General features: G+C 69.9%; 2 protein-coding genes (1 of these 2 running past the window's edge). One reads left to right on the plus strand and one right to left on the minus strand.

Annotation, left to right across the window (positions count from 1 at the left end):
- Positions 1-18,489, plus strand: the 3' portion of a protein-coding gene (locus tag ACFTZB_RS00305) for a non-ribosomal peptide synthase/polyketide synthase (protein ID WP_378429592.1). 15,228 nt of this gene lie to the left of the window's left edge; 18,489 of the gene's 33,717 nt are visible here — the last part of the coding sequence; its start codon lies off the left edge, out of view; its stop codon occupies positions 18,487-18,489.
- A gap of 70 nt (positions 18,490-18,559) precedes the next feature.
- Here the strand turns inward: ACFTZB_RS00305 and ACFTZB_RS00310 are convergent, their stop codons facing one another.
- Positions 18,560-19,495 carry an RNA polymerase sigma-70 factor gene (locus ACFTZB_RS00310; protein WP_378429568.1) on the minus strand — a complete coding sequence of 312 codons (936 nt, stop codon included), beginning with the start codon at positions 19,493-19,495 and terminating at the stop codon, positions 18,560-18,562.
- Positions 19,496-19,555: the final 60 nt, after the last annotated feature.

Raw genomic sequence — 19,555 nt, forward strand, 5'->3', positions numbered from 1 at the left:
CGCAACCCGCAGGGCGGGCTGATCGAGTTCGAGATCGGGCAGGACGTGCACCGGTCCCTGAACGAACTCGCGCAGACCCACCAGGCGTCGCTGTTCATGGTGGTGCACACCGCGCTCGCCGTACTGCTCGGACGACTGAGCAGCACCAGCGACATCTCGGTCAGCACGCCGGTCGCGGGCCGCGGTGACCGCGCGCTCGACGACCTCGTCGGGATGTTCGTCAACACTCTGGTGTTGCGCACCGACGTCGACCAGAACGCCCGCTTCAGCACGCTGCTCACGCAGGCCCGTGAGGTCGATCTCAACGCCTTCGCCAATGCCGATGTGCCGTTCGAGCAGATCGTCGAGGTGCTCCGGCCGTCGCGCACCGCCGCGTACGCACCGCTCGCGCAGGTGATGCTGAGCTTCCAGAACCTCGAACGGCCGAAGCTCGAACTCGCCGGGCTGACCGTCGAGGTCCTCGAGAGCGGTCTCACCACGAGCAAGACCGATCTCGGTGTCGCCGTCGAGGAACGGTTCGACGAGGAATCGGTCGCGAACGGCATGCGGGGCTGGTTCTCCTACGCCACCGATCTCTTCGACGAGGCCACGGTCCGCGGTTTCGCCGATCGTTTCGTCCGTGTGCTGGAGGCCGTCACGGCCGACGCGGACGCCGTCGTCGGCGACATCGACATCCTGACCGAGGACGAGAAGGCCGGGCTCGCCGTACCGGACGAGGGCGGACAGTCCCTGTTGTCGCACTCGATCTCGCAGGAGCTGGCGGCCACCAAGTCGCTGCCCGAACTCCTCGACGGCGCCGCGTCGATCAACCCGGACGGAATCGCGCTGTCGCACAACGGTACCGATGTCACGTACGTGCAGTTGCGGGACAAATCCGCGGAACTCGCGCGCACGCTCGCCGGCGTGGGCGTCGGCCCGGAGGCCGCGGTCACGGTGGCCCTGTCCACCCTGCTGCCCGGACTGCTCGACGGATCGTCGGGCGAAGGCTTCGCCGACACGTTCGCCGGTGTCCTCGCCGGCGTGATCGCCGACGCGACGTCGGCGACCTCCGCCACCGACGCGGAGGAGCAGACCGTCGTCGGCCTGTTCGACGAGCAGGTCGCGCGGACGCCGGACGCCGTGGCCCTGGTGTCCGGCGACGAGTCGCTGACCTACGCCGAGTTCGACCAGCGTGTCAACGCCCTCGCGCGAACCCTGATCGAGATGGGTGTCGGGCCGGAGGTCCGGGTCGCGCTCGCGATCCGGCGGTCGATCGACTCGATGGTCGCGATGTACGCGATCGTGAAGGCGGGTGGCGCGTATGTTCCGCTCGACCCCGACCATCCGGCCGAGCGCACGTCCTACGTGCTCGACAGCGCCTCGCCGCTCTGCATCCTGACGGTTGCGCGAGATGCTCTCGACCTTCCCGCCGGGCACAACGTGGTGGAGATCGACCGGCTGTCCGTCGACATGCCGGCCGAACCGCTGCGCGACGAGGAGCGCCGGGGGACTCTCCGGCCGTCGAACCCCGCCTACGTCATCTACACGTCCGGTTCGACGGGTCGGCCGAAGGGCGTCGCGGTGAGCCACGCGGCGGTCCTGAACCAGATCTCGTGGATCGTCGACGAGTACGGACTCGGCGCGCACGACGTCGTGCTGCAGAAGACCCCGGCGACGTTCGACGTGTCGGTCTGGGAGTTGTTCGGCACGCTCGTCGCGGGTGCCCGCCTGGTGATCGCGACGCCCGACGGTCACGGTGACCCCGAGTATCTCGCGGCGTTGATCGCGCGCGAGGGCGTCACGGCGACCTCGTTCGTGCCGTCGATGCTGTCGGTGTTCGTCGGCGAGGCCGAACGGCACGACCTTCTCAGCCTTCGAATCGTGCTCGTCGCGGGCGAGGCGTTCCCGCCCGCCACCGCCGAGGCGTTCCGCGGACTGTCGGACGCCGAAGTGCACAACCTGTACGGTCCGACGGAATTCACCGTGCACGCGACCGCCGGGCAGGTCGACCGCGATGTCCGCGGCACCGTGCCCATCGGTAGTGCGGTGCGGAACACCGATCTCCACGTGCTGGACTCACGCCTTCGCCCGGTGCCGGTCGGGGTTCCCGGCGAGCTGTACCTCGCGGGGACGCAGTTGGCCCGCGGATACGTCGGACGGAGCGATCTGACCTCCGATCGGTTCGTCGCCAACCCGTTCGGCGGGTCCGGGCAGCGGATGTACCGCACGGGCGACGTCGTTCGCCGGCGCGCCGACGGGAACCTCGAATACATCGGACGCAGCGACTTCCAGGTCAAACTGCGTGGATTGCGGATCGAACTCGGCGAGGTCGAGGCCGCGTTGCTGACGCACGAATCCTTGGCGCAGGCAGCGGTGACGATCCATCGAAGCGAGTCGACCGGCGAGAATCTCGTCGCCTATGTGGTGCCGCGGTCCGGCGCCCGCGTCGACACGAAGTCGGTGCAGGACGCGGCGGCGCAGGTGCTGCCCGCGTACATGGTGCCCGCACGCATCGTCGTCCTGGACAGTTTTCCTCTCGGTGCCAGCGGGAAGCTGGACCGGAAGGCCCTGCCGGAGCCCGAGTTCGCCACCGTCGCGGTGGAATACGTGGCCCCGCGCACGCCGATGGAGACCGTCGTGGCGAGCGTGTTCGCCGACGTTCTCGGTGCCGAACGGGTCGGGTCCGCCGACTCGTTCTTCGACCTCGGCGGAAACTCGATCAGCGCGACCAGGCTCACGGCCCGCCTCCGGGCGGCGGTCGGCGCGCACCTCTCGGTGCGGGAGTGCTTCGAAAATCCGACCGTCGCGGAACTCGCGGCGCTGCTCGAGGCGACGTCGGGGGCCGCGGAGCAGCGTCCCGCGCTCGTCGCCCGACCGCGGCCCGACCGCATCCCGCTGTCGCTGGCCCAGCAGCGGATGTGGTTCGTCAACCAGTTCGATCCGACCTCCCCGGCGTACAACCTGCCGTTGGCGGTGCGGTTGACCGGCTCGATCGACGCGGCGGCGCTGAATGCGGCGTGGGCGGACGTCGTCGAGCGGCACGAGTCGCTGCGCACGGTCTTCCCGGTCGGCGACGAGGACGCGCACCAGGTCGTGCTGCCCGCAGCGGACGTGGTGTCCGACCTGACCCCGACCCCGGTCGCGGACGAGCAGGACCTGTTCGCGCGTCTGCGTGAACTCGGTGCCACCGGATTCGACGTCACCGAGACGGTCCCGGTGCGGGTCGCCTGCTTCGAGGTGAACCCCACCGACCACATCCTGATGATGGTCGTGCACCACATCTCGGCCGACGGTGCGTCGCTGGCACCGCTGTTCACGGACGTGATGACCGCCTACGCGGCGCGTGCCGCCGGCAGTGCCCCCGGCTGGGAACCGCTGCCCGTCCAGTACGCCGATTACGCTCTGTGGCAGCGTGAGTCGCTCGGCAACGAGTCGGACCCCGACTCGCTGGCCGCCCGCCAGCTCGGTTACTGGCAGCAGGCGCTCGGCGGGCTCCCCGAGGTGCTCGAATTGCCGACCGACCGGCCCCGGCCGCCGGTGCAGTCGCTGCGCGGCGCGTCGGCACGGTTCACGATCGACGCGCAGACCCACCGCGGGCTGCTCGCGATCGCCCAGGAAACGAACACGACCCTGTTCATGGTCGTGCACGCCGCGCTCGCGGTGCTGCTCGAGCGGCTGTCGTCGCAGACGGACGTCGCGATCGGCACGCCGGTCGCCGGCCGCGGCGAGCAGGAACTCGACAGGCTCGTCGGCATGTTCGTCAACACCCTCGTGCTCCGCGCGTCGGTGCGTCCCGACGACACCTTCGCCGACCTGCTGGCACAGGTGCGCGCCACCGACCTGAATGCGTTCAGCCACAGCGACGTTCCGTTCGAGCGCCTCGTCGAAGTCCTCGACGTCCCGCGGTCGACGGCGCACCAGCCGCTGTTCCAGGTGGCGTTGTCGTTCGACAACAACGAGTCCGTCCGGATGGAGTTCCCGGGCCTCGAGATCTCCGCGCTCGACGCCCCGCTCGAGGTCGCGAAGTTCGACCTCCAGCTCAGTGTCGGGGAGCGCTACGCCGACGGGGCCGCCGCGGGTATCGCCGCGACGTTCAACTACTCGACCGACATCTTCGACGAGCAGACCGTCCTGAGCTTCGCGGACCGGTTCGTCCGGATCCTCGGCGCCGTGTCGTCCGACCGCGGCGTGGTCCTCGGCGACATCGAGATCCTCGACGCCGCGGAGAAGGCCGCGATCGCCCCGGTCCGCGGGCCGCAGTCGGTCGAGCCGAGCACGCTGCCGGAGCTGCTGCGTTCGGGCGTCGAGATCTCGCCGGAGTCGGTCGCGGTGTCCTTCGAGGGTCGTGAGCTCACGTACCGCGAACTCGACGAGCAGTCGAACCGGCTGGCGCGTGTCCTGATCGATCGGGGTGTGGGGCCGGAGGACTATGTCGCGCTGGCGATCACGCGCTCCGTCGAATCCATCCTCGGGATCTGGTCGATCGCCAAGGCAGGCGGCGCCTACCTGCCCGTCGATCCGAAGCTTCCGTTCGAGCGGATCGGCGAGATGCTGTCCGATTCGGGGGCGGTCCTCGGATTGACGGTCGCCCGCCATCACACCGGCCTGCCCGGCACGGTGCCGTGGATCGTCCTCGACGAGACGGCAGCCGCCGAGGAGATCGCTGCCCGCAGTGCGGCCGCGGTGGTGGACGCCGATCTGCGCCGCGCGCTGACGGTCGACCACCCCGCGTACCTCATCTACACCTCGGGTTCGACGGGCAAGCCGAAGGGCGTGGTGGTCACCCACCGCGGTCTGGCCAACCTCACCCGTGAGGTGCGCGAGCACTACGTCGTGTCGCCGGACTCCCGGTTCCTGCACGTGGCGTCGCCGAGCTTCGACACGTCGGTCGGGGAGATGCTCGCCGCGTTCAGTGCGGGCGCCACCCTGGTGATCTCGCCCGCGGACGTCTACGGCGGCGACGAACTCGCCGACCTGATCCGCCGCGAACAGGTCAACAACGTGGTCATGACACCGACCGCGCTGATGACGGTCGACCCGGACGGCCTCGACTCCGTCACGTCCGTCGTGGTCGGCGGCGACACCTGCACGCCGGAACTCGTGGCGCGGTGGGCGCCCGGCCGCGAGATGCGCAACGCGTACGGTCCCACCGAAACGACGGTCATCGTCACCATCACCGAACCGATGGTGGCCGGTGAACGCGTCACGATCGGTTCGCCGCTGCGTGGCGTCGAATCGCTCATCCTCGATTCGCGGTTGCGTCCGGTGCCGGAGGGCGTGCCCGGGGAGCTGTACATCTGCGGTCCGTCGGTGACCCGCGGCTACCACAACCGTCCGTCCGTCACGGCGGAACGGTTCGTGGCCAACCCGTTCGGCGAGCCCGGCGCCCGCATGTACCGCACCGGCGACGTCGTGCGGTGGGCGGACGGACATCGGGTGGAGTACGTCGGCCGGTCCGACTTCCAGGTGAAGGTCCGCGGATTCCGCGTCGAACTCGGTGAGATCGACGCCGCCCTGACCGCGCAGCCGGACATCGAGTTCGCGGTGACCGTGGGTCGCGAGAACCCCGCCGGGCTGACGACCCTCGTGTCGTACGTCCTGCCCGCGGACGGCGCGGCCGTCGATCCGGAATCGCTGAAGTCGGTTGTCGGCGACACACTTCCGCCGTACATGGTGCCGTCCGTCGTGATCCTCCTCGACGAGATCCCGCTGACCGGCATCGGCAAGCTGGACCGGGCGCGGCTGCCCGAACCCGAGTTCGTGTCCGCGGGTGCAGAGTTCCGTGCCCCGACGACACCCGCCGAAGAGACGATCGCGGGCATCTTCGCGGACGTGCTCGGGCTCGAGCAGGTCAGCGTCGACGACAGCTTCTTCGACCTCGGCGGAAACTCGCTGAGCGCCACCCGGGTCGTGTCGCGTGCCGGACAGGTCTTCGGCCTCCGCATCGGCGTGCGGGAACTGTTCGAGGCCCCGACGGTCGCGGGCCTGGCCGCCCGCATCGCCACCCCGGACGAGAACGTCCGGCCACGGCCCGTCCTCGCACCGCGAGAGAGGTCTGCCTTCGTCCCGTTGTCGCTGGCGCAGTCCCGGATGTGGTTCATCAACCGCTTCGACCCGGACTCGCCCGCCTACAACATCCCGCTCGCGGTCCGGTTGACCGGCGCGCTGGACGTCGACGCACTACAGTCCGCGGTGTTCGACGTGCTGGAACGGCACGAGTCGCTGCGCACGATCTACCCGGATTCGGCCGACGGACCGCACCAGGTGATCCTCCCGGCCGCGCAGGTGCCGATCGACGTCGCACCCGTTGCGGTCAGCGAGACCGAACTGCGTGAGCAGCTGGTGGAGATGGTGTCCACCGGATTCGACGTCACCGCCGACGTGCCGCCGATCCGGGTGCGACTGTTCCAGGCCGGTCCGAAGGACTACGTGTTGGCACTCGTCGTGCACCACGTGTCGACCGACGGCGAATCCACCGCCCCGTTCGTGCGGGACGTCATGGTGGCGTATGCATCCCGGGCGGCAGGCCACGAACCCGGCTTCGCGCCGCTTCCGGTGCAGTACGCGGACTACGCGATCTGGCAGCGGGAACTCCTCGGCAGCGAGGACGACCCGGACAGCCTGATCGCCGCCCAGCTGGGCTTCTGGACGAAGACCCTCGCGGGCGTGCCCGACCTCCTCGAGCTGCCCGTGGACCGGCCGCGCCCGCCCGTGCAGTCGCTGCGCGGGTCGCGGATCGATTTCACCGTCGACGCCGAGGTGCACCGCGGACTGGCCGCACTGGCCCGCAGGCACAACGCCAGCGTGTTCATGGCCGTGCACGCCGCGTTCGCGGTGCTGCTCAGCCGGCTGTCCGGCACCGAGGACATCGCCGTCGGCACCCCGATCGCCGGCCGCGGCGAACGCGAACTCGACGACGTCGTCGGCATGTTCGTCAACACCCTCGCGCTGCGGGTGCAGGTCGACGGGCGGCAGACGTTCGACGAGATCCTCGATCGCGCCCGGGAGGCCGACCTCGAGGCGTTCTCGCACGCCGACGTCCCGTTCGAGCGCCTCGTCGAGGTCCTGAACCCGGCACGCTCGATGGCCCACCACCCGATCTTCCAGGTGGGCTACTCGTTCCAGAACACGACGAAGGCCGAGCTGGAACTGCCCGACCTCACCGTCGCGCCGCTCGACGTCGAGGGCGACACCGCGCAGTTCGATCTGCATCTGATCCTGGGGGACAGCCCCGAGGGTGAGCAGATGTCGGGTGTGTTCACGTTCGCCACCGACCTGTTCGACGCCGCCACCGTTCAGCGTTTCGCGGACATGTTCCGCCGCGTGCTGGCCGCCGCGGTGGATTCGCCGCAGACAGCGGTCGGCGACCTGCCGCTCACCGGCAGCGACGAGCGCGCACTCGTGGTGTCCGGATGGAACGACACCGCGCAGGTATTGCCGGCGACGACGCTGGCGGACATGTTCGCGGCCGCTGCCGCGGAGAACCCGGACGTCACCGCTGTCGTGTTCGACGGCGAATCTCTCACGTACGCCGAATTCTCGGCGCGGGTGAACCGGTTGGCCCGGCATCTCGTCGGCCGCGGTGTCGGCCCCGAAACCGTGGTGGGCCTGGCTATTCCGCGTTCGGTGGAACTGCTGGTCGGAATGTATGCGATCGCCGCGGCAGGCGGCGCGTACCTGCCGATCGACCCGGACCATCCGGCCGAGCGCACCGCGTACGTGCTGGAGAGCGCGCAACCCGTCTGCGTCCTGGCGACCCGCGACGTCGTCGGGGGACTGCCCGGTGGCGTCGACTACCTCCTGCTCGACGAACTGGATCTCGGCGGTATCGACCCGGCTCCGCTGACCGACTCGGAGCGGACCGCACCGCTGCGGCCGGAGAACGCCGCGTACGTGATCTACACGTCCGGCTCGACCGGACGGCCGAAGGGCGTGGCGATCGCGCACGGTGCGATCGCGAACCAGTTGCGGTGGAAGCAGTCGGAATACCCGCTCACGGCCGAGGACTCGGTGCTGCTCAAGACGGCGGCCACGTTCGATCTGTCGGTGTGGGAGTTCTGGTGGGCGCTGACCGCGGGCGCACGGCTCGTCGTCGCCGCACCGGACGGCCACCGCGATCCGTCGTACCTGGCCGGACTCGTCGCCGAGCAGCAGGTGTCGACGGTGCACTTCGTGCCCTCGCTGCTGTCGGCGTTCGTCGCGGTGGCGGAACCGGCGCAGCTGGCGTCGTTGCGGCGTGTGCTGTGCATCGGTGAGGCCCTGCCCGCCGACACGGTGCTCCGGTTCCGGGACGTCTGCGACGCGGACATCTTCAACCTGTACGGCCCCACCGAGGCCGCCGTCAGCGTCACCCACTACCGGTGCGGCGACGAACGCGACGGTTCGGTCCCGATCGGCAGGCCCGAATGGAACACGCAGACCTACGTTCTCGATTCGCGTCTGCACCCCGTTCCCGCCGGCGTGACAGGTGAGCTCTATCTCGCGGGCGAGCAGTTGGCGCGCGGGTACTTCGGCCGCCACGACCTCACCGCGGAACGATTCGTCGCCGGCCCGTTCGGCGAGCCCGGTGCGCGGATGTACCGCACCGGCGACCTCGTGCGGTGGAACCGCGACGGCAACCTCGACTACGTCGGGCGCAGCGACTTCCAGGTGAAGGTCCGCGGTTTCCGCATCGAACTCGGCGAGATCGAGCGTGCCCTCGTGGCGCACCCGGCGGTCGCGCAGGCCGTCGTCGTGGTACACAGCGACCGGCACACCGGCGACCGCCTCGTCGGTTATGTCGTGCCGGAGCCGGGCGGTGCCGTCGACGACGCCGACGTGCTCGCGTTCGCGGGTAGGTCGATTCCCGGCTACATGGTGCCGTCCGCGCTGATCGCGCTCGACGAGCTGCCGCTGAACATCAACGGCAAGCTCGACCGCAAGGCGCTTCCCGAACCCGAATTCGGCGGTGCCGCGGACCATTACCGGGCTCCGCGGACCCCGGTCGAGGAAATCGTGGCGGGGGTCTTCGCCGACGTTCTCGGCCACGAGCGGGTCAGCGCCGACACGAGCTTCTTCGACCTCGGCGGCAACTCGCTGGTCGCCACCCGCGTGGTCGCCCGGCTCAACGCAGCCCTCGACACGTCGATCGGTGTGCGCGAGTTGTTCGAGGCGCCGACGGTGATCGCGCTGTCGGCTCGCGCCGAGCAGTCCGATTCGGCGGGTGCGAACCGGCCGGCACTGGTGCCGCAGTCGCGTCCCGCCCGGATTCCGCTGTCCCCGGCGCAGTCCCGCATGTGGTTCATCAACCAGTTCGACACCGCGTCGGCGGCGTACAACATTCCGCTGGCGATCAGGCTGACCGGCCACCTCGACGTCGCGGCGCTCGAGCAGGCACTCGGCGACGTCGTCGAACGGCACGAGACGCTGCGCACCACCTACCCCGACACCGGTGACGGACCGGGCCAGGTCGTGCTGTCGCGGGCCCGGAGTTTCACGGCCCTGGACGTCGAGGACGTTGCCGACGAGACTGTGCTGCGCGAACGCGTGATCTCCCTCGTCACCGCCGGATTCGACGTCGCGACGGCGGTTCCCGTCCGGGCCCGCCTCCTGCGGATCGACGCCGACCAGCACGTGCTGGTCATCGTCGTCCACCACATCTCCTCCGACGGCGCCTCGACGGCACCGCTGGCACGCGACGTGGTGATCGCCTACAGCGCCCGCGCCGCCGGCTCGGAACCCGCCTGGGCTCCGCTCGACGTCCAGTACGCGGACTTCTCGCTGTGGCAGCACGAGTTGCTCGGTGACGAGAACGCCCCGGATTCGCTGGCCACCCAGCAGATCGACTACTGGCGGACCACGCTGAGCGGTCTGCCGGACGTGCTGCCGTTGCCGACGGACCGGCCGCGGCCGCCCGCACAGTCGATGCGCGGCGCGGGCTTCGACTTCGAGATCGACGCGGCACTGCGCGACCGGCTCGGGGCACTGGCCCGCGAACACAACGCGTCGCTGTTCATGGTCGCGCACGCGGCGCTGTCGGTGCTGCTCGCGAGGCTCAGCGCCACGGACGACATCGCGGTGGGCACCGCGATCGAGGGCCGCGGTGAAGCCGCACTCGACGACCTGGTCGGCATGTTCGTCAACACGCTGGTGCTGCGCGCGCAGGTCGACGTCGACGCGACGTTCGCGGACCTCCTCGCGCAGGTGCGTCAGCACGACCTCGGCGCGTTCACCCACACCGACGTGCCGTTCGAGCGGCTGGTCGAGATCCTGCAGCCGGAACGCTCGACCGCGTTCTCGCCGCTGTTCCAGGTGGCTCTCGCGTTCCAGAACATCGAGCAGGCGCACCTTGAACTGCCCGGCCTGACGGTCGAGGGACTCGACGGTGGGATCAACGCCGCCAAGTTCGATCTGCAGCTCACGCTCGCCGACGCGGCAGGCGCGGACGGGGACGCGCCGATGCGCGGCGTGTTCACCTACGCGACGGATCTGTTCGACGAGCGCACCATCGCGTCGTTCGCGTTCCGCTTCCAGCGCATCCTCGAGGCGATCACCGCCGACGCGTCCGTGCTGATCGGCGACATCGATGTCCTCAGCGAGAACGAGCACTCCGTGCTGGCTCCGGTGCGGGGCGCGGACACCGCCGCACCCGAGCTGCTGTCGGGCATCCTCGGCGCTGCCGCGGCGGTGAACCCGGATGCCGTCGCCGTCGTGTGCGGCGACGACCAGGTCACCTACCGCGAACTCGACGAGCGCTCGAACCGTCTCGCCCGCGTCCTCATCGGCAGGGGCATCGGCGCCGACGACTTCGTGGCCCTCGCGCTGACCCGTTCCGTCGAATCGATCCTCTCCATCTGGGCGGTTGCGAAGACCGGGGCGGCGTTCGTCCCGGTCGATCCGAGCTACCCGTTCGACCGGATCATGCACATGGTCACGGACTCCCGCGTGGAGATCGGTCTCACCACCGGCGCCCATGTCGCCGAACTCCCGGACACCGTGCGCTGGCTCGTGCTCGGCGCGGACGAGATGGACGAGGCGTGCGCGTCCGTGTCGGACGAGGCCGTCACCGACGCGGACCGCATCCGTCCGACCCGCGTCGACGACGCGGCGTACGTGATCTACACGTCGGGATCGACGGGTCTGCCCAAGGGCGTCGTCGTCACCCACACGGGCCTGGCGAACGTCACGACCGAGCAGGTCGAGCGGCTCCGGCTCACCCCGCAGTCGCGGGTGCTGCACTTCGCCTCGCCCAGCTTCGACGCATCGGTATTCGAGTTGCTGCACGCAGTGGCCGCCGCGTCGACGATGGTCATCGCGTCCGGCGTCGTGTACGGCGGAGACGAACTCGCACGGTTGCTGAAGAAGCAGAAGGTCACGCACGCCTTCATCACACCCGCCGCGCTCACCACGGTGGACCCGGCCGGGTTGGACGGCATCGAGGTGCTGTCGGTGGCCGGCGAGGCCTGCCCACCGGAGCTCATGCAGAAGTGGGCGCCGGGCCGCCGCATGTTCAACCTGTACGGCCCGTCCGAGGCGACGATCTGGAGCACGTCGAGCAACCCGATGAAGGCGGATCGGCCCGTCACCATCGGCGGTCCCACCCGGGGCGTCGACGTGGTCGTTCTCGACTCCCGGCTCACGCCCGTCCCGGTGGGTGTCGCGGGTGAGCTGTACGTCGGGGGCCCGAGTGTGGCCCGCGGTTACCACAACCGGTTCGCCCTGACGGCGGAGCGATTCGTCGCCAACCCGTTCGGCGGTCCCGGTGAGCGGCTCTACCGCACCGGCGACGTCGTCCGCTGGGTGCACGACGACGAGACGGGCGACCTGGTCCTCGACTACGTCGGCCGTTCCGACTTCCAGGTGAAGGTCCGCGGATTCCGCATCGAACTCGGCGAGATCGACGCCGAACTCGGCAGGCACCCGAGTGTCGACTTCGCCGTCACGCTCGGCCACCACCGCGAGCAGACCGGGCAGACCGTGCTCGTGTCGTACGTGATGCCTGCGGCGGGCGCGTCGATCGACGTCGCCGAGCTGTCGGCGTTCGTCTCCGAGACCTTGCCCGGGTACATGGTGCCGTCGTCGATCATGGCCATCGACTCGGTTCCGCTGACACCCGCGGGCAAGCTCGACCGCAAGGCGCTTCCCGAGCCGCAGTTCGTGTCGGTCGCCAGTGAGTACACCGCGCCGTCGACGCCGATGGAGAAGGCCATCGCCGACGTCTTCGCGCAGGTTCTCGGTGTCGACCGGGTCGGCGTCGACGATTCGTTCTTCGCCCTCGGCGGCGACAGCATCGTGTCCATCCAGCTGACGACCCGGGCGAAGAACGCCGGGGTGCTGTTCACCGCGCGCGACGTCTTCGAGCGCAAGACCGTGGCGGCGCTGGCCGAGGTGGCCGCGTGGGCCACCGAGGTCGACTCGGTGAAGCTCGAGGAGTTGCCGGGCGGCGGCGTCGGAACGATGCCGCTCACCCCGATCGCGCGCTGGCTGGTGGAGACGGCCGGATCCTTCGAGAAGTTCTCGCAGGCCGTGCTGCTGACCACCCCGCCTGCCGTCACGCGAGATCAGCTGGCGGACACGGTGGACGCCATCCTGGCGCGCCACGACATTCTCCGCTCGCGGCTCACGCGCGTCGGGGACGACTGGTCGTTCGAGTCGCTGTCCGTTCGACGCGCGTTCGACGCGGACGAGCTGATCGAGCAGATCGAGTTCACCGACAAGCCGGGCACCGCCGAGTTCGAGCGGCTGGCCCGCGCGGCGCTCAGCCGTGCCGCAGACCGGCTCGATCCGGCGGCCGGCCGGATGACGCAGTTCGTGTGGTTCGCCCCGGCGGAGTCGTTGCCGGGTCAGAGCGGACGCCTGCTGGTGCTCGCGCACCACCTCGTCGTCGACGGGGTGTCCTGGCGAGTGCTGTTGCCGGACTTCGCGACCGCGGGTTCGCAGATCATGGCGGGAGCGCCCGCGCAGCTCGAACCGGTCGGATCCTCCGTCCGGGCGTGGGCGCACGGACTCGCCGAGGAGGCGAAGTCTCCGCACCGCGTGGCCGAACTCGACTTCTGGCGCGGCATGCTCGCGGGAACCGATCCGCTGATCGGACGGCGAGCATTCGATCCGGAACGCGACGTGATCTCCCGGACCGACCGTCTGAGCATGACGTTCTCGACGCAGGTGACGCAGGCGCTGCTGACCACGATCCCGCAGTCCGTGAACGGCGGCGTCAACGACGGCCTGCTCGCGGCGCTCGCCCTCGCGGTGTCGCGCTGGCGTGAACGCCGCGGCGGCACCACGGATCGTTCCGTGCTGATCAACCTGGAGGGACACGGCCGCGAAGAGTCGACCGTTCCCGGCGCCGACCTCGCCCGCACGGTGGGCTGGTTCACCAGCCTGTACCCGGTGCGGCTGGACGTGTCGCGGGCCGACCTCGCGGACGCGTTCGACGGCGGCACCTCGGCGGGTTCGGCGTTGAAGGCCGTCAAGGAACAGTTGCTGGCCGTGCCCGACAAGGGCATCGGCTACGGCCTGCTGCGCTACCTCAACGACGAGACCGCTCCGGCTCTGGCGTCGCTGCCGACTCCGCAGATCGGGTTCAACTACCTCGGCCGGGCGGGTTCGGTGGATCTGCCCGCCGAGATCCGGGATCTCGGCTGGATTCCGGACAGCGACTCGGGTGAGTTCGGCGGCGCCATGGACGACGAGATGGTGGCGCCGGCGGTGCTCAGCATCAACGCCGTGACGTCGGAGACGGCGTCGGGCCCGCAGATCGAGGCCAAGATCGCGTTCGCCACCGAGATACTCGACGAGGCGGACGTGTGGGAGTTCGCGGAGCTGTGGCACGCCGCGGCGACCGCGCTCGCCGAGCACGCGTCCGGGCCGAAGAGCGGCGGTCTCACGCCGTCCGACGTCCCCCTCGTGACCGTGACGCAGGACGACCTCGAGGCGCTCGAACGGCGCTACCCTGCCGCGACCGACGTGTGGCCGCTCGCTCCGCTGCAGTCCGGAATGTTCTTCCATTCCGTTCTCGCCGAGGACGCGGTGGACGTCTACACCGCGCAGGTGGTGCTCGACTTCCGGGGCGTCGTCGACACCGGCCGCCTCCGCTGCGCGGCAGAAGCGTTGATCGCGCGGCACGCGAACCTGCGCACCGCCTTCGTCCCCGACGATTCGGGGACCGCGGTCCAGGTGGTCGTCGACCACGTTGCGCTGCCGTGGGAGGAACTCGACCTGTCGGCGCTGTCCGAGGCCGACCGTGAGGAGCGGATCGGTTCCGTTCTGAGCGAACACCGTTCGGCGCGGTTCGACATGGGCCGTCCGCCCCTGATGCGGTTCCTGCTGATCCGCACGGGGGAGAGCAGCTACCGGTTCTCCATCAGCAACCACCACATCCTGCTCGACGGATGGTCGATGCCGTTGCTGATGAAGGATCTGCTGGTGCTGTACGCGACCCGCGGAGACGGCTCGGTGCTGCCGCGTGTCCGCGGCTACCGTGACTTCCTCGGCTGGCTGTCCGAACGCGACGCCAACGCTTCGCGCAGCGCCTGGGCGCACGCGCTGGCCGGGCTGGACGGGCCGACCGTCCTCGCCCCGGCGCCCGCCGGTGAGGTCCGTCCCGAGCCCGCCGAGATCGCGCTGCATCTCGGCGAGGTGGTGAGCGAGAACCTGGCCCGCATCGCGCGGGATCGCGGCCTGACGATGAACACGATCGTCCAGGCGGCGTGGGGTCTGCTGCTGGCCCGGATGACGGCGTCCGACGACGTCGTCTTCGGCGCCACCGTGTCGGGTCGCCCACCGGAGGTCGCGGGGATCGAGTCGATGGTGGGTCTGTTCATCAACACCATCCCGATCCGGGTGCGTGTCGATCCCCGCGAGTCGATCCTCGGGTTGCTCGAACGGTTGCAGGCGGAACAGTCCGCTCTGTTCGACCACCATCACATCGGTCTCCCCGAGATCCAGCAGATCGCCGGAATCGGCGGGCTGTTCGACACGTTGACGGTGTTCGAGTCGTACCCGGTGGACCGGGCGGGACTCACCGAGGACAGCGACATCGACGGCCTGCGGGTCGCCGGGGTGCAGATCAGCGACGCCTCGCACTACCCGCTGAGCCTGCTGGCGCAGTCGGACAGCGAACTGCAGTTGGTCCTGAAGTACCTTCCGGACGTGTTCGGCGCCGACACCGTCGAACGCCTCGGTTCCCGGCTGAACCGGATCCTGCAGACCATCGCGGCCGGAAGTTCCACTCTGGTGGGGGATCTGGATCTGCTCACGCAGGACGAGCGCGACCTCGTCCTGTCCGGATGGAACGATTCCCGCCGCGACGTCGCGGAAGAATCCGTGGTGTCGATGTTCGGCGCCCAGGTGGCGCGCACACCCGATCGGACCGCCGTGGTGGCGGACCACGTGCGGCTCACCTATGCCGAGTTCGATGCGCGGGTCAACCGCCTGGCGCGGCACCTGATGGCGATGGGTGTGGGACCGGACACGGTGGTGGGCATCGCGATGCGGCGCTCGCTCGACATGCTGACCAGCCTCTACGCCGTTTACGCGGCGGGCGGCGCGTACGTGCCGATCGACCCCGAGCATCCCGCCGACCGGACGTCGTACGTGGTGGACAGCGCCGCTCCGGCCTGCGTGCTGAGTTCGGCCGACGACATCGCGAACCTGGACGTGGAGGTCCCGGTGTACCTGGTCGAGGACTTCGACCTCACCGGGTACGGCGACGGCCCGATCGAGGACACCGAACGGCTCGGCGACCTGCGCCCGGACAACCTGGCGTACGCGCTGTACACGTCGGGTTCGACGGGACGTCCGAAGGGTGTGGCGATCCCGCACTCGGCGCTGGCCAACCAGTTGGCGTGGATGCGCGACGTCTATCGCATCGATGCGCAGGACGTGGTGCTGCAGAAGACACCGTTCACGTTCGATGCCTCCGTGTGGGAGCTGTTCCTGCCGTTGGTGGTCGGCGGAACCCTGGTGATGGCCTCACCGGACGGTCATCGCGATCCCGAATACATGGCCGCGACGGTCGACACGGAATCGGTGACGGTGATCCAGTTCGTCCCGTCCGTGCTCACGATGTTCCTCGACGCCGCGACCGCCGACGGGTGCGGTTCGCTGCGGCTCGTGTTCGCGGGCGGCGAGCCGCTGCCGCAGTCGGCTGCCGAGCGGGTCGCGAGACTCGGCTCCGCGGAGCTCGTGAACCTGTACGGCCCGACCGAGGTAACCATCAACTCGACGGCCCACGTGGTGGAGCGGTCGGGGACGGCCACGATCGCGCCGATCGGTTCGCCGGCCTGGAACACGCGGGCCTACGTGCTCGACGCCCACCTGAATCCGGCGCCGGTCGGTGTGCCTGGCGAGCTGTATCTCGACGGCGCGCAACTCGCCCGCGGCTACGTCAACAGCGCCGCGCTGAGTGCGGAGCGGTTCGTCGCCGACCCGTTCGGCGATCCGGGTGTGCGGATGTACCGCACCGGTGACCTCGTCCGGTGGAACGAGAACGGTGTCCTCGAGTTCGTGGGCCGCACCGACTTCCAGGTGAAGGTGCGCGGACTGCGCATCGAGCTCGGCGAGGTCGAGGAGGCGTTCGTCCGGCACGGGGACGTGGCGCAGGCGGCCGTCATCGTGCACACCAGCGAGGTGGGGGCGCGGCTCGTCGCCTACGTCGTGCCGAGGCCCGGCGTGGTCATCGACCAGGCGGCGCTCGATGCGTTCGTCGCGGAATCGTTGCCCGAGTACATGATCCCGGATTCCGTGATGGTTCTCGCCGAACTTCCGCTGGGCACCAGCGGCAAGCTCGACCGTCGTGCGCTGCCGGTGCCAGACTTCGCGTCGGCGGCCGAGTTCCGCGCGCCGCGCACCGCCACCGAACGGGCACTCGCGACCGTGTTCGGGGAGTTGCTCGGCCGGGAGAACGTCGGCATCGACGACTCGTTCTTCGAGCTCGGCGGCGACAGCATCGTGTCCATCCAGTTGGTCGCGCGGGCCCGGTCGGCCGGTATCCACTTCACCGCGCGAGATGTGTTCGAGCGGCGCACCGTTGCCGAGCTGGCAGCAGTGGCCGATTCGGGCGAGTCCGCGGCGGCGGCACTGGCCGAGTACGAGGGGGGCGGCGTCGGAACGGTGCCACTCACCCCGGTCGCCCGCAAGATGGTCGAGCGCGGCGGCGACTTCGACCGATTCGTCATGCCGTTGCTGCTGACACTGCCCGCCGGGATCGACCGCGAGCAGGTGACCGCGACGATCACCGCGGTGGTGGACCAGCACGACGTGCTGCGGTCGACACTGGTCACGGGCGGTGCCGGGGACGCGCTCGAGATCGCGCCTGCGGGCAGCGTCGACATCGACGCCACCGTGCAGCGGGTGGAGATCGCTGCCGGCGCCGAGCCGGGTTCGCCGGAGTTCGACGCGGTAGCGGGCGCGGCATTCGATGCGGCGCTGGATCGTCTCGATCCGCGCACCGGGTCGATGCTCCAGTTCGTCTGGTTCGACCCCGCGGAGGCGGATCGGCGCGGACGGCTCCTCGTCGTGCCGCACCACCTCGTCATCGACTCCGTGTCGTGGCGGATCCTGGTGCCGGACTTCGCGACCGCAGGCGCCCAGATCGCCGCAGGCACGACGCCGTCGCTCGAGCCGGTCGGAACGTCGCTGCGGCGATGGACCGACGGGCTGCTCGAGGCGGCGGCGACACCGGAGCGGGTGGCCGAATTCGCGGTGTGGGAACGGATGCTGACCGGTCCGGATCCGCTGCTCGGATCCCGTGCGCTGGACCTGCGCACCGATCTGGTCAGCACTCTGGAACGGACCCGGGTGGACGTGCCCGCACCGGTCACCGAGGCGTTGCTGGGCGGCACACCGGGTGCGCTCGACGGCGAGATCGGCGACGTTCTCGCGGCAGCCCTCGCGTTGGCGGTGGCCGCGTGGCGGCGAGACCGCGGAGTCGAGGCCTCGTCGACGGTGGTCACGCTCGAGGGCCACGGACGTGAAGAGTCCGCGGTGCCGGGCGCGGATCTGTCGCGGACGGTCGGCTGGTTCACCACGATGTACCCGGCACGGCTCGATCTGGCCGGGGTCGACATCGCCGACGCCCTGCGGGGCGGTGCGGGCGCCGCGGACGCCGTGCGCGCGGTGCGGGATCAGCTCGGTGCGATCCCGGACCGAGGAATCGGGTACGGCCTGCTGCGGTATCTCAACCCCGACACGTCGCCGGTGATGAGGAACTGGGCGGAACCGCAGATCGTGTTCAACTACATCGGACGCGTCAGCGCCGCCGAGGTTCCCGAGGCGGTCCGCGGACTCGACTGGCTGCCCGACTTCGAATCACCCGTCACGGGTGGGTTCGAGAAGAGCGCGATGCCCGCCCAGGCCGTTCTCGACATCCAGTCGGTGATCTCGGAAACTGCTGAGGGCCTGCAGTTGTCGGCGTTCATGTCGTTCCCGCCCGGCATCCTCTCGGCGCCGGACGTGGACCGGTTCGGGCAGTTCTGGGTGGCGGCGCTCACCGCGCTCGTGGCTCAGGCCGAGGAGCGGTCCGGGAACTGATCTCCGAGCGACCGTGGTGGGAAGGCTCCGCGCCCTCCCACCACGGGATCGTCAGTTCACGGGTCGGCCGTCAACGGCTCACCGCGGTCTCCCGCTCGACCCGCGACAATTTCTCGGGGTTGCGCACGATGTAGAGCCCGGTGATCTTGCCGTCGTCCATCCGCACGGCCACGACGTCGTCGATCTCCCCGTCGAGCCGGACGATCAGCGCGGGGGAGCCGTTCATCTGCACGGGCTCGACCGACACCTCGCCGCCGATCCGGGGCAGGCCGGCCGCGAGCAGGCGGCCCACCTTGTCGGCCCCGACGATGGGCCGCAGCACGGCCTGCTTGACTCCGCCGCCGTCACCGAGGAGGACGACGTCCGGTGCGAGCTGGTCGAGCAGGCTCTGCAGGTCGCCCGTCTCGAGCGCTCGTTTGAACGCGTCGAGCGCATCCCGGGACTCGGCAGGGGAGACGACGCCCCGAGGCCGGCGCGCAGCGACGTGCGCCCGCGCCCGGTGCGCGATCTGACGGACGGCATCCGTGCTCTTGTCGACGGCGGCCGCGATCTCCCCGTACTCCAGAGCGAACACCTCACGCAGCACGAACACCGCCCGCTCGGTCGGTGCGAGTGTCTCCAGCACCAGCATCATCGCCATCGACACGCTGTCCGCCAACTCGACGTCGTCGGCCACGTCGGGCGCGGTCAGCAACGGTTCCGGTAGCCAGGGACCGACGTAGGACTCCCTGCGCCTGCCGAGCGTGCGCAGCCGGACCAGCGCCTGGCGGGTGGTGATCCGCACCAGGTACGCCCGCTGATTCCGCACCGTGCCCAGATCGACGCCCGCCCACCGCAGCCAGGTCTCCTGCAGGATGTCCTCCGCGTCGGCGGACGAGCCGAGCATCTCGTAGGCGACGGTGAACAGCAGATTGCGGTGCGTGACGAACGCCTCGGTGGCGGGATCGGAACGGGCATCGGTGTTCCCGCCGCGATCGTCGGGCGGGGTGTGCGACGTGCCGGCCATGGGTGGCTCCTCTTCGTTCTCGACGGTGTCACACACCAGACACCGGGACCCGCCGTTCTG

This window comes from Rhodococcus sp. NPDC057014 (assembly GCF_042673295.1).
GTDB lineage: Bacteria > Actinomycetota > Actinomycetes > Mycobacteriales > Mycobacteriaceae > Rhodococcus_F.